The 12730-nt window shown below is 60.5% G+C and carries 9 protein-coding genes; 6 read left to right on the plus strand and 3 right to left on the minus strand.

The genetic code is table 11. The features are described from left to right. The first annotated feature begins 119 nt into the window (after positions 1-119). The 3 genes from TERRO_RS07400 (at position 120) to TERRO_RS07410 (ending at position 4209) form a co-directional block, all read left to right on the plus strand. Positions 120-2189 (plus strand): hypothetical protein, encoded by a 2070-nt coding sequence (locus TERRO_RS07400; protein WP_014785377.1) that lies wholly within the window; start codon positions 120-122, stop codon positions 2187-2189. Positions 2190-2277: 88 nt separating this feature from the next. Beyond that, positions 2278-3426 (plus strand): aminofutalosine synthase MqnE, encoded by a 1149-nt coding sequence (gene mqnE / locus TERRO_RS07405; protein ID WP_014785378.1) that lies wholly within the window; start codon positions 2278-2280, stop codon positions 3424-3426. Positions 3427-3636: 210 nt separating this feature from the next. Then, positions 3637-4209: a DNA-3-methyladenine glycosylase I gene (locus TERRO_RS07410; RefSeq protein ID WP_014785379.1), complete on the plus strand. Its 573-nt coding sequence runs from the start codon at positions 3637-3639 to the stop codon at positions 4207-4209. A gap of 4 nt (positions 4210-4213) precedes the next feature. Here the strand turns inward: TERRO_RS07410 and TERRO_RS07415 are convergent, their stop codons facing one another. Together TERRO_RS07415 and TERRO_RS07420 are read right to left on the minus strand one after the other, a co-directional pair. Continuing rightward, positions 4214-5602: an APC family permease gene (locus TERRO_RS07415; RefSeq protein WP_041592504.1), complete on the minus strand. Its 1389-nt coding sequence runs from the start codon at positions 5600-5602 to the stop codon at positions 4214-4216. Positions 5603-5648: 46 nt separating this feature from the next. Next, entirely contained in the window at positions 5649-7238 is a 1590-nt protein-coding gene (locus tag TERRO_RS07420; RefSeq protein ID WP_041593117.1) for an ArnT family glycosyltransferase, read from the minus strand. Positions 7239-7382: 144 nt separating this feature from the next. Here TERRO_RS07420 and ypfJ point away from each other — a divergent pair, with 144 nt between their 5' ends. Together ypfJ and TERRO_RS07430 are read left to right on the plus strand one after the other, a co-directional pair. Next, the gene (ypfJ, locus tag TERRO_RS07425) at positions 7383-8300 is read left to right on the plus strand and encodes a KPN_02809 family neutral zinc metallopeptidase (RefSeq protein ID WP_014785382.1); all 918 of its coding nucleotides are present in this window, start codon (positions 7383-7385) and stop codon (positions 8298-8300) included. A 49-nt stretch (positions 8301-8349) separates the two neighbouring features. Continuing rightward, positions 8350-9621: a glycosyltransferase 87 family protein gene (locus TERRO_RS07430; protein WP_014785383.1), complete on the plus strand. Its 1272-nt coding sequence runs from the start codon at positions 8350-8352 to the stop codon at positions 9619-9621. On the opposite strand, the gene uvrC is transcribed toward TERRO_RS07430, so the two are convergent. Further along, entirely contained in the window at positions 9604-11607 is a 2004-nt protein-coding gene (gene uvrC, locus TERRO_RS07435; RefSeq protein WP_014785384.1) for an excinuclease ABC subunit UvrC, read from the minus strand. The two genes, TERRO_RS07430 and uvrC, sit on opposite strands and share 18 nt — an antisense overlap. A gap of 230 nt (positions 11608-11837) precedes the next feature. Between uvrC and TERRO_RS07440 the strand changes: the two genes are divergently transcribed. After that, positions 11838-12575 carry an OmpA family protein gene (locus tag TERRO_RS07440; protein ID WP_014785385.1) on the plus strand — a complete coding sequence of 246 codons (738 nt, stop codon included), beginning with the start codon at positions 11838-11840 and terminating at the stop codon, positions 12573-12575. Positions 12576-12730 lie beyond the last annotated feature (155 nt).

The following is a 12730-nucleotide window of genomic DNA, read 5'->3' on the forward strand; positions in this document are numbered from 1 at the left end:
CAGTGTGTTGCCGCGCAGTCCAACGAAACACCATGAGTACCGTTGCAGGTTCCCCCGATCGTCGCCGGTTACGGCCCAGGCAACTTAGAATCATGGTGCTTTCTCCAACAAGGAAACCCATGAAGTCTTTTCTGAAATCTCTTGCTTCGCTGGCTGTACTCGCCACACTCTCCTCTGCTGCCTCCGCTCAAAACCGCTGGTTACCCTACGGCCCCGACGGCGGTGACGCGCGATCGTTTGCGACCGATCCTCACGATCACAATCACATCTACCTCGGCACTGTGAGTGGAACCATCTATGACTCGCATGACGGCGGTCAGACCTGGAAGCGTCTGGCTGTAGTCGGCAAGCGCGATGACCTGGTGCTCGATAACATCCTCGTCGACCCCGCAAACGCGAATCACGTTCTGGCCGCAGGCTGGGTGCTGGATCGTGAAGACGGTGGCCTCTATGTCTCAAACGATGCTGGAAAGACCTGGACACCCAACGAGAAGCTCGCCGGTCATTCCATTCGTTCTCTGACGGTCGCGCCCTCTGACGCGAAGATCATGATTCTCGGAACGCTCGACGGTGTGTACCGTTCCACCGATAGCGGAGCCTCCTGGACGCTGATCAGCCCTGCCGGCAGCAAGGAAATTCACGAGGTCGAGTCGGTTGCGATTGACCCGAAGAACCCCGAGCGCATGTATGCCGGTACGTGGCACTTGCCCTGGCGCACGACCGACGGCGGTCAGACGTGGCAGAACATGAAGGAAGGCATCATCGATGATTCCGATGTGTTTTCCATCATTGTGGATCCGGTCAATCCGTCGAACGTTTATCTCTCGGCCTGCTCGGGCATCTACCGCAGCACGGACCAGGGCATGAAATACGCCAAGGTACAGGGCATTCCTTCCACGGCGCGCCGTACGCGCGTACTGATGGAAGATCCGAAGGAGCCAGGCACGGTATTTGCCGGCACAACAGAAGGTCTCTGGAAGACCAGTGACAGCGGCCGTACATTCCTTCGCAATGGCGATCCCTCCTGGATCATCAACGACGTGAACATCGATCCGCAGGACAGCAAGCGGGTTCTTCTGGCGACGGATCGCAACGGTGTTCTCCTTTCCAACGACGGTGGAAAGACCTTCACTCCGTCGAACCGAGGCTTCTCGTCGCGCCAGATTTCGTCGATTGCGCAGGACCGCAGCAATTCACAGAAGGTCTACGTCGGCATCATTAATGACAAGACGGCTGGCGGTGTCTTCGCCAGCGAAGATGGTGGACTGTCCTGGACGCAGAAGGCCAGCGGCCTGAGCGGTGCTGATGTCTTCTCGTTGACGCAGGCCCCGGATGGCACCATGCTGGCGGGTACGCGTCACGGTATCTTCCGGTCCACTGGCGATGCCTGGGTCAGCTCGGGTCTAACGTTGGCTCTGCCGAATGAGCCTGATCCCGAGGCACCGGCAAAGCCTGTCGTCGCAAAGGCGCCGGTCAAGGTTGCGGCACGTGGTCGCGTGACGGGCAAGGCGTCGGGGAAGGCTTCGGCAAAGGCAAAGGCACCCGCTGTCAGCAAGATGGCTCCTGCCCGGACGGTTCCTCCGCAGGAATCGAACACGGGCGTCTACTCCATGACTTCGACGGACAATACGGTCTTCGCCGGCACGGAAGAGGGCCTGCTTAGCTCCGAGGACAATGGCCGCACCTGGAACCATGTCCGGAGCGCCCCAGGGACCTGGCGCCTGGTAACGGCGCAGGGAGTGCGTGTCGCAATTGGCGACCTGCATAAACTCGCCCTGTCGGTCGACAAGGGACTGAACTTCCATGAGATCTCGGCACCTTCGGAGCTGACCTACATCACGTCGGTTGCTGTCGACGATGGCGGTCGTATCTGGGTTGGTGGTCGCGAGGGCATCTGGGTTTCCGACAACAATGGAGGCGCGTGGCACTCCCAGCCAAACCTGTTTGTGCCCAACGTGAGCGGCATCTACTTCGACCACTCAAGCAGCCGCGTCCTTGTGACCTCGCGCGAGCCGAACACCCTTGTCTTCAGCGTCCACACGCCGGATATGAAGGTGAGCTACAGCGATGCGGGGTGGTCGCTGCGGACGGTTCGGCCGGTGGGTGACCATATGGTCGGCGTGACGCCATTTGACGGCGTCGTGCTGGAACCGCGCATGGTGGTGTCACAGGAGCGGCCGCTGAAGTAAGCTGCATGAAACCGAACGACGAAAACAGCACCGGCGGCGCCACACAAATCGAAGCGTGGCGCCGCCGGTCCGCGTCTAAACTAGTGTTATGACCGAATCGCCCACAGGCCGCCCTCGCCACGAGTTTCAAACGGATGACGCTACCCTGGCGCCGATTGCGGCAAAGGTTATGGCCGGCGAACGCCTGTCAGCGGAAGACGGCTACGCGCTGTACCGCTCACCCGACATCCTGGCAGTGGGCTGGCTCGCTAACCTGGTCCGCGAGCGGATGCATGGAAACCTGACCTTCTTCAACGTCAATCGCCACATCAATCCGACGAACGTTTGCGTCGCCAGTTGCCGCCTATGCGCCTTTGGCAAGAAGAAGGGCGATAGCGGCACATACACCATGGCCTTGGAAGAGGCGTGGCAGTCGGCTGGTGAAGGCTACAGCGAGGCTGTGACGGAGTTCCATATCGTAGGCGGATTGCATCCGGACTTGCCGTTTGAATACTTCTTGGATCTTGTGAAGGGTCTAAAAGAGCGGTTCCCGAAGGTGCATATCAAGGCCTTCACGATGGTGGAAGTTGCCTTCCTGGCGAAGCGTGCGAAGCTGTCGATTCCAGATGCGCTGATTCAGATGAAGGCTGCCGGCGTGGATTCGTGCCCGGGCGGTGGCGCGGAGATCTTTGCAGACCGTGTTCGGCATATCATCTGCGATCACAAGATCGACGGCAGCGAGTGGCTGGAGACGGCGGAGATGGTGCACAACGCCGGTCTGCGGTCGAACGCGACGATGCTCTACGGTCACATTGAAAACGAAGAAGACCGCGTCGATCACATGCTGAAGCTGCGCGCTGTGCAGGATCGTACGGGCGGCTTCCAAACGTTTATTCCGCTGGCGTTCCATCCGGAGAACACGGTGCTTGGACATCTGCCGCGGACGACCGGGTTCGATGACATGCGTCAGATCGCAGTGGGACGTTTGCTGCTCGACAACTTTGCGCATGTGAAGAGTTACTGGCAGATGGTGACGCCTAAGATGGCACAGATCTCGTTACGCTTTGGTGCGGACGATATCGATGGCACGGTCGTGGAAGAGAAGATCTATCACGAGGCCGGTGCGACGACGCCGCAAGGTATGCGTCGTGCCGAGCTGGAACGCCTGATCCGCGAGGCTGGCCGTGAGCCGGTTGAGCGTGACACGCTGTACAACCGCGTTACGCGGACGGAAGATACCTTCGTCATTGCTGTTTAGATTTTGCTTGTAATGAAAAGCACGCGAGTAGCGGCTCGCCGCGGATTGGCGGAGTCGTGCCTCGCTTGTCGGCAATCGAATTGGGATGCCAGGCTCATCGTTTCCGCGACGTGGTTTCTTCTGCAGAGTCCCATGATGAAGCGCGAGATGCGGCCTCGGTATGAGGAACTTGGCATCCTTGAGCCGCTGGCATAACAGTAAGATCGCTTCATGAGTAAGAAGGCAATCGATCCTGCGCACCGCTGCCGCTGGGCCAATAGTGATCCGCTGATGAAGCAGTACCACGATGAAGAGTGGGGCGTGCCGGAGCGCGACGGCCGCATGCTGTGGGAGACGCTGATGCTGGAGGGCTTCCAGGCTGGGCTGTCGTGGAGCATCATCCTGCGCAAACGCGAGACGTTTCGTGAGGCCTTCCTCAACTTCGACCCGAAAAAGGTCGCGCGCTTTGGGGATCGGGAGATTGAGATCCTGATGGCGAATCCCGGCATCGTGCGAGCTCGCGCGAAGATCGACTCCACCATCAAGGGCGCGCAGATCTATCTCGACATGAAAGAACGCGGCGAGAGCTTCAGCGACTTCTGCTGGAGCTTTACGGACGGCAAAGTGTTGAAGGGGGATGGCGAGGCGTTTGCCACCACGACGCCACTCGCGGAGAAGATTGCGAAAGAGATGAAGCGGCGCGGCTTCAAGTTTGTCGGACCATCGATCACGTACGCATGGATGCAGGCTGTGGGCATTGTGAACGATCACAGCAAAACCTGCTTCCGGCGGAAGCAGGTCTGACGCTTTACGCCAGTGTCTTGCGCTTCCTATCGAAGTAGAAGAAGACCGGCACTCCAAGCACGATGACGATGCAGCCTGCCAGCGTGTTCTTCGGATCGTCCACCAGTTGGAAGACGGTAAGAGCGATTGACGCGAGGATGAAGATGATGGGCACGACGGGATAGCCCGGCGTTGAGAAGGCGCGTGGCTTGCCGGTCTTTGCATCGCGGCTGCGGAAGACGAAGACGGTGCTGACAGCAAGACCGTAGGTGATCCACTCCGCGAAGATGGCGAGTGAGAAGAGTGCCTGGAAGCGGCCGATTGCGAAGATCAGCAGGGAAGACATTGCAGCCTGAACGACCAGCGAGACAGCGGGCGTTTCGAAGCGCGGATGGACATTCGCGATCGACGAGAAGAAGAGGCGATCACGCGCGGCGGCAAAGCTGATGCGCGCTCCGGAGAGCGTGGTGGCGATGAGTGTTGCGGTGATGCTGATGGCCATGCCGATGCTGACCAGCGCCGCTCCCCATGCGATGCCGTGCGAGTTCATCACGAGGCGGAGTGCATCTGCTGCGGGACGGTCGTCGGCAGCCAGCGCGGCCGCTGGCAGCACGTACTGGATGGCCGCGTTAGTCAGCATGTAAAGGCCGCCGACGGCCAGAATGCCACCCACCAACGCGATCGGCAGGTCACGCTGCGGCCGCTTGACCTCACCGGCGACGGCTGCGACGTCCGACCAGCCGTCATAGGCCCACAGAGCGGCGACGAGCGCGACCATGAAGCCCGCTGCCCCGCCACGTGCGCCCGTGAAGACAGAGGTAAAGTGCTGCACGGATCCGATAGGACCGGCGAAGACGAAGCAACTGATCGCGATAACGGCGATGAGGATGACTTTGAGTAGCGTGAGGCCCATCTGCACGTCCGCAGCCTTACGCGTGCCAACGATGTCGAGCCACGTGGCCAGCCAGAGTGCGACCAGCGCGGCGACCTGTCCCCAGTTCATGTGCAGGAAGGCGGGATCGTTGAAGAAGTAGAAGACGCTGAAGGTCGCGAGCGTTCGGACGAGGCCGCTGACGACGGAGGCGATCGAGGCGGGCTTTGCGATCGTCCACCACGTCCACATGTGCAGGAATCCGACCATGTCGCCGTAGGCTTCGCGCAGGAAGGCATACTCGCCGCCGTAGGCGGGCCGGGCCGATGCGATCTCTGCATAGGTAAGTGAACCAAAGAGGCTTAGCAGGCCGCCGACAATCCAGACGAGGTACAGCGTGCTGGACTTGCCGACGGCGGCGATCATCTCGCGCGGCACCAGGAAGATACCGCTGCCGATGATGATGCCGACGACGATGGCGGTTGCGTGCCGTGCGCCGAGGACGCGTGGCAGTTCGTGGTCGTGCTGCGGAGAAGAAGTCATGCGGTGGATGCAGCGTAGCACCCACCCCTGCGGAGCGCGAAATGGATTAGTAGTAGATCTTGCTTTCGGCCCAATCCGGCGGCAGCGGCATCTTGCGATGGCGTGCCAGGTAGATGTCGTGCCGCTCGTACGGCATGGAGAGCGGATTGTCGACGCGGCCGACGACCTGCACCTCCTCGTAGTACTTCTGGATGTTCGCCACGGAGCTCTTGCGGTCGATGATCATGACCTCGCCATCCAGACCACGCGTGCCCCAAAGCCAATACGTATTGTGTTCGCTGATGACGGTCGGCAGGCCGTGGCCCAGCCATTCGAGTGAAGCCGCCTGACCGTAGTTCCCGCAGAAGATGCCGACCTTTGCGCGGTCCGCCGGCGACAGCGCATTCACGATCCGTGTGACTTCGTCGACGTTCTCCTGCCAGCCGTACCGGTCGGCAAAGAACTGCGGTAGCGGAGCACGCGCGCTGTTCTCCGTCTCAGTGTCCGGCAGATGCAGCGCCTTGGCATAACGCCAATAGGTCTGTGGCTGCAGCACCGGCGCAGCGGACGGATAGACGATGGCAGCGCCGACGATCATCGTGACAATGCCAACTGCGAAGGCCAGCGGACTGTCACGCTGCACCGACTTACGCTGCGCAAAGCGTGTCTGCCACGCGACGCCGCCCGCAGCGAAGAGGATGGGGTAGATCGGTGCGAAGTAGTAGTCCTTTGCGCCGAGCGCGATCATGACAACGAGCAGAATGAGAAACGTCAGACCCAGCCAGCGGCGATCTTGCCTGCGAAGCAGGTGAACGAGTCCGGGCAGCCAGACGAAGGCGCCCCAGGGGCCGATGACGACGATCTGGTTCAGGACGAAAGCCAGCGGCGACAGCCTGATGTTCTTTCCCTGCTCGCGGCCGTTGCGCAGGAACTCCAGCGTGGGCCAGTGGTTGTGTACCTGCCACAAGACATTCGGAAGCGCGATCAGGATCAGCAGACCGATGCCGAAGGCGGCGTGGCGTGTAAACAGAACACGCCGCTGCGGTGTCAGCAGCAACGCAATTCCCACCGAGATCAGAAAGAAGAGCATGGATGGCTTGTTCAGCAGGCCGACGCCGGCGCTGACGCCCAACAGCGACCACCACATCCACCGGCGATCGATGCCGTCCGCTTCATCGCGGAAGATCATGATGAGCGCCAGCAGGCAGGGCATCCAGAACATGGACTCGAAGCTGTTCATGGAGAGGAAGCCGTCGATTCCAAGAAACAACGGGACGCTAAGGACGGCCGCCATGGCCAGCGCCTGTGCCGACCTTTTCCCGCCCAGCGACCAGCAGAGCAGCCCCGTCAGGAAGACGCGCATGGCTCCCGCGGCGGCGGAGAGGATGCGGATGCCCAGTAGACTGTGCCCGAAGACCGTCTCCGCGATCCGTGCCTGCAGAGCTACGATGGGGCCGTGGTCCACGTAGCCCCAGGCCAGATGGCGGCCGCACATCAAGTAGTAGAACTCATCGCGAAAGTAGCCCATGCCGATATGGCGCTGCCACAGTGTGGCGGCTATGTGGATCAGCAGCTTGATCGCGAAGAAAAGTAACGCGAGGCGAACCGCAGAGCGCAGAGAAGCGTCTGTTGGACGGACAATAGTCGTGCGGGTCATGCTGGAAGCATACGCAATCCGGGGCGCAATCGTTCCTCCCTTTTTCGCTTCGCGGGGGAACGGAGGCATCGGGAGGCGGGCGTCCGCATCCAACGGAACGCAAACCAGATTCACACACCACATCACTACCTAAGGGGCAAGCAGATGCAATGGACGCCGGGCGGCACAAGCAGTGACATCGAGGATCGGCGGGGTGATTCCGGCGGTGGCGGCGGGTTCAACCTGGGCGGTGGCGGTGGCTTCGGCATCGTTGGCTTCATCGTCGTTGTGGTGATCGGCCTTATCTCTGGCCGTGGCTTCCTGGGCAGCATCCTTGGTGGTCTGGGCGCAGGCGTGGGCAGCGGCAGTGGAGCGCCGGTGCAGCGCGAGTCGGCACGAAACGCAGACGGGTCGATTCAGGAGAGTGCTTCCGAGCATCGCGACGTGCAGCTCGTCTCGTTCGTGCTGGACGATGCGCAGAAGACCTGGACGGCGATCCTGCCGCAGCAGGCCGGTCGCAACTATCGCCACGCCAAGCTCGTTCTCTTCCGCGACGCGACACGGTCAGGCTGCGGGAATGCACAGTCCTCCACGGGCCCCTTCTACTGCCCGGCGGACGAGCGCGTGTACATCGACCTTGGTTTTTGGGATGAGCTGCGCAAGCTCGGCGGCAACACCGGCGACTTTGCGCAGGCGTACGTGATCACACACGAGATCGGTCACCACGTACAGAACATCCTGGGCATCGAGCAGCGTGCGCAGAGCGCCATGCGCGATCCGTCGCAACGATCGAAGACCTCCGTGGAACTTGAGCTGCAGGCCGATTGCTACGCCGGTATCTGGGCGCACAGCACGCAGCGACGCAACATCCTGCAGTCGGGTGATATCGACCAGGCCCTGCAGAATGCAGCGGCTGTTGGTGACGACCACATCCAGAAGATGCAGCGCGGCAGCGTCAGCCCGGAGAGCTTCACGCACGGATCCAGCGCAGAGCGGCAGGGCTGGTTCAAACGTGGCTTTACGACCGGCGAAGTAAAGCAGTGCGACACCTTTACCGCGGGTGCGGACGGCTACGGCGGCTGATGCGGTGGATCAGCTAGTCACCGATCAAACGACGAAAAGACGTACATCGGTGTACAAGGCACTGCGTTGGTATCTCATCGTGTTTGTCGTTTTGGCGGCGATGGGATGGGGCCTTGAGATTGCGGGTCGCGCGGATGTGGGCGATGTCTCCATCGACCACTCCGCGCTGTTTCATCCGGAAGAGGATTTTCACGATCGCGCAGCGTTTGGCGACCTGACCGACGTAAAGGACAGGACCGTACGCCTGAGTGCGGCGGCTCTCCATAAGCCGGGTTTCGTCGCCTTTCCTTATCCACCGGCTGCGGCGTTTCTCTTTAAATTCTTTAATCAGGGCTTTTCCAACGGACCGGCGGCTTACCTCTGTTGCTTCGGTCTGATCGCGGTCGTTGCGGTCGGTCTGGTGGCGATGCGTCTGGGCCGTGGGCAGCGATTGGCATTGGCAGTGTTGCTTACGACGGCGCTGCTGGGGTCTTCGCAGATCTTCTGTGCGAATCGCGGCAATCTCGAGTTGTTCAGTGGCACCTTTGCGGCGGCCGGCCTTGGGCTTTTTCTTGGAGGGTTCGGCTGGGCCGCCGCTGTCGCGGTCGGCTTAGCGATGTGTGTGAAGCCTTTTCCTGCATTGCTCCTGCTGTTGTTTTTGTGGCGCAGGCAGTGGGCCCAGGCGGCACTCGCGATCGCGGTCTGCGTGTTGGTCTCAACTGCTGCACTGTATGTTCTTGGGCCGAGTGTTCCGGCTGCGGCAAAGATCATCCTCACGTGCTGGGCTGACTACTTCAACCAGCAGGTGGTCGTGCTGAACATCGTGCAGGAGTTGAAGACGGATCACTCACTGATGGATGCGGTGAAGCTTGTGCTGTGGCGCGTACTTGGTGATGATTTCCTGGATGTGAAGCTGACGGATTCCGACCTGCCCGTATGGGCTCGGCTTGATCTGTGGGTGAGTTTCTTTGAAGTCTTCGCGGTGTTTGCTGCGGCCTTTGTTGCGTGGTTCTTCCGTCGTGGCCCGGTACTGAATCAGGTCTTTGCGCTCGTGCTGTTGATGGTTCTGCTCCCCTTCATCTCATCGGAGTACACGCTGATGCTGCTGTACCTGCCGTGCGCCGTACTGCTCGTGCGGATGAGTCAGGGTGGCTGGGCCGGAAGCCCGCGGCAGATGGCAACGATTGCTGTGTTGCTGGCCCTGCTGTTCGCGCCACTGAATGTGTTGGGTGTCTATGCTGGCCTGGCGAAGACAGTGCTGCTGCTTGGCCTGTTTGGCTTCGTGGCTCGTGTGCCGTTAGGAGACTCTGCCGAGGGTAGACATCTACTGAAGGATGCGTAGAGCGGGATCGCCTGCATCCGTCGTCGGTGTGCCCATCCCGTCGATGACGCCTTCGCGCTCGCCGTCAAAGTAGGCGCGGATCTTCTTCGCAGTTGCTGCATTTACGACGGCCGTCAGCGCGTCGTAGCCTGCGGCCTTGATGCCGCGCAGACTGCCGAAGTGTTCGATCAGACGCTTGCGCGTGGTGTCGCCGACACCAGGTATCTCCAGCAGTTCGCTGTCCCGGTCGCGCATCTCGCGGCGCTTGCGGTGGTAGCTGATCGCGAAGCGGTGCGACTCATCGCGGATTCGTTGCACCAGGTGCAGCACCGGGCTGCGGCGGTCAAGAACGACCGGATCGTCCTCCTGCCCGTAGACGTAGATCACTTCCTCCCGCTTCGCGATGGAAGCGAGCGGTTGCAGCGTGATGCCGATACTCTCAAGCGCTGCGTAGGCAGCGTGCAGTTGGCCCAATCCGCCGTCAATGAGGATCAGGGAGGGGAACGGCTCGTTGTGCGCCTGGAGCTTGCTGTAGCGGCGCACCAGGATCTCGTGCATCGATGCGAAGTCGTCGACGCCGCTGACGGTCTTCACCTTGAACTTGCGGTAGTCGGCCTTTTTCATCTCGCCGTTCTCCCACACGACCATGCTGGCGACGGTCTCTGCGCCGGCGATGTGCGAGATGTCGAAGCACTCGATGCGGGTTGGGATTTCGGGCAGGCCCAGCGCCTCCTGCAGCGCGTTGGCGATGGCGTTCTTCGATGGCGTCAGCGTGCGGAAGCGTTGATCGTACGACTGCTTGGCGTTCTGCCCGACGAGATCGACGAGGGAGCGCTTGTCGCCGCGCTGTGGTGCAAGGATCTCAACCTTGCGGCCCGACTGCTCGCTCAGGAACGAGGCCAGGGCGACGCGGTCCGGGAACTCCAGCGGTACCAGGATCGTGCGTGGAACGTACGGCTGGTCGAGGTAGAGCTGCTTCAGAAATGCGGAGAAGAAGACGCCCGGTGAGAACGGCTCGGACGCAGGAGGCGCGGCGTTGAAGCTGTCGGCCGTGGGCTCTGACTGCTCTTTCAGGCTTACGCCTGGGGTCGGTTCGACGGATGTCTCGTCCTGCTCCGGCTCTCCCGCGTCGAAGAGCAGGTCGGGCAGATCCTCCCAGAAGAAATCGCGTTTATCGACGATCTTGCCTTCACGCATGTGGAACTGCCCAACGGCGAGCATCTCCTTGTCGAAGTGATAGCCGAAGACATCCGCATCCTCGTTCTCTGCGGATGCGATGCGCTGCTTCTCCTGCAACTGGTGAACGGTCACAAGCTGGTCGCGGAACTTTGCTGCCATCTCGTACTGCTCGTTCATGGCGGCGTCGGCCATGCGCTTCTTCAGACGGCTTTCGAGTTCATCCTCATGACCTTCTAGAAACAGCTGTACGTCGCGGATCGCCTCGCGATACGTCTCGGGCGCCACCTGGTTCTCAACGCAGGGCGCGAGGCATCGCTTGATGTAGAACTCGAGGCAGGGTCGGGGGTGGTAGCGATTGAGGTCGACCTTGCAGCTGGGAATCAGGAACGAGCGGTGGATCAGGTCCACGATGCGATACGCCAGATTGCCGGGGAAGTAGGGGCCGTAGTACTGGCTGCCATCCTTCTTCAATTTGCGCGTGACGAAGACCTTCGGGTGGCGGTCGCCCGTGGTCAGCTTCACATACGGGTAGGTCTTGTCGTCGCGCAGAAGGATGTTGAAGCGCGGCTTCCGCTGTTTGATTAGGTTGTTTTCGAGCGCCAGCGCCTCGTGCTCGTTCGCCACCTGGATGTAGTCGACGTCGACCGCTTCGCGCATCAGCGAGCCGGTCTTTCGATTGGCGAGCTGGTTTGCCTCCAGCAGATAGCTGCTCACGCGGCTGCGAAGATTCTTCGCCTTGCCGACGTAGATCACCTCACCCTCGGCGTTCTTGTACAGGTAGACGCCTGGCTGCTTGGGGAGTGTCCGGATTTTAGCGGCGAGATCCATGAGGGAGCGAAGGCAGGCGAGCGGCCTGCCTTTAGTTTAGATTGCCGGCGTAGTTGGAAGTTTCTGCCGGGATTTCCGGCAGAAACTGCCCCGTATTCGCCTGCGCTTCTCTCTGATGGGGCTGTAACTGATTCATATAAAGCAACTTGTGAGCGTTAATGTTTGGTGATCAAGTTGCACAAGAGTACACGTCAGGCGCCATGCGCCTTTAAGACCTGGAGGATGGATCAATGAATACCAGCGTAAAGAAAATGACACGTGCAGGGTTGGCAGCGGGATCCGCTGCCCTGATTCTTTTTCTGACCACGGGCTGCTCGACCAAGAACTACGTTCGTTCCCAGGCAACACCGCTGGTGCAGAACACCAACGAACTTGACGCGCGCACGTCGCAGGATCACCGGAACATCGTCGACACGGACACCCGCGCCACTGCCGGAATTGCCAACGCTCAGAACGCAGCAGATGCCGCGAACCAGCATGCGCTGGCCGCCGGTCAGTCGGCTGACAAGGCACAGGGCAGTGCAAAGGATGCCTACAACCGCGTGGACTCGCTCGCGGGCGCAGTCGCCGGCCTGGATACCTATAAGCCCCTCAGCGAGAGCAGCGTGACCTTTGGGTTCGATAAGTCAACGCTGACCGCAACAGATAAGAAAGAACTGGACAGCATCGCTGCAAGCCTGGACACCACAAAGCACTACATCCTGGAACTGACAGGCGGTACCGACTCGACCGGCGACGCGCAGTACAACTACGCGCTGAGCCAGAAGCGTGCGGACGCAGTGGCTTTCTATCTACAGAGCAAGTACAACATCCCGCCGCACAAGTTCTACATGGTGGGTATCGGCAAGGATAAGGAAGTAGCTTCGAACCGTACGGCCGCTGGCCGTAAGGAAAACCGCCGGGTGGCAGTTCGTGTGCTATCCAACTTGCAGGACGAGGGAACCACGACCGCGCGCGCCGGTCAATAGCCTGTTTCGATAGCGTAAACATGGGGCGGCCTTCGGGCCGCCCTTTTGTGTAAGACGGGTGTGTCTGTTACCGAACTTTCTTGTTATATGTCATGCCGCCAGTTGCGAGTACGCTCTGTGTAGGAATTGTGTATGGCGCGACCAGGAACAAAATC

Source organism: Terriglobus roseus DSM 18391, assembly GCF_000265425.1.
GTDB lineage: Bacteria > Acidobacteriota > Terriglobia > Terriglobales > Acidobacteriaceae > Terriglobus > Terriglobus roseus.

Excerpts from the sequence above, each read along its gene's own strand:
- TERRO_RS07400 (WP_014785377.1), top strand. The coding sequence starts at position 120 with ATGAAGTCTTTTCTGAAATCTCTTGCTTCGCTGGCTGTACTCGCCACA.
- mqnE (WP_014785378.1), top strand. The coding sequence starts at position 2,278 with ATGACCGAATCGCCCACAGGCCGCCCTCGCCACGAGTTTCAAACGGAT.
- TERRO_RS07410 (WP_014785379.1), top strand. The coding sequence starts at position 3,637 with ATGAGTAAGAAGGCAATCGATCCTGCGCACCGCTGCCGCTGGGCCAAT.
- TERRO_RS07415 (WP_041592504.1), bottom strand. The coding sequence starts at position 5,602 with ATGACTTCTTCTCCGCAGCACGACCACGAACTGCCACGCGTCCTCGGC.
- TERRO_RS07420 (WP_041593117.1), bottom strand. The coding sequence starts at position 7,238 with ATGACCCGCACGACTATTGTCCGTCCAACAGACGCTTCTCTGCGCTCT.
- ypfJ (WP_014785382.1), top strand. The coding sequence starts at position 7,383 with ATGCAATGGACGCCGGGCGGCACAAGCAGTGACATCGAGGATCGGCGG.
- uvrC (WP_014785384.1), bottom strand. The coding sequence starts at position 11,607 with ATGGATCTCGCCGCTAAAATCCGGACACTCCCCAAGCAGCCAGGCGTC.
- TERRO_RS07440 (WP_014785385.1), top strand. The coding sequence starts at position 11,838 with ATGAATACCAGCGTAAAGAAAATGACACGTGCAGGGTTGGCAGCGGGA.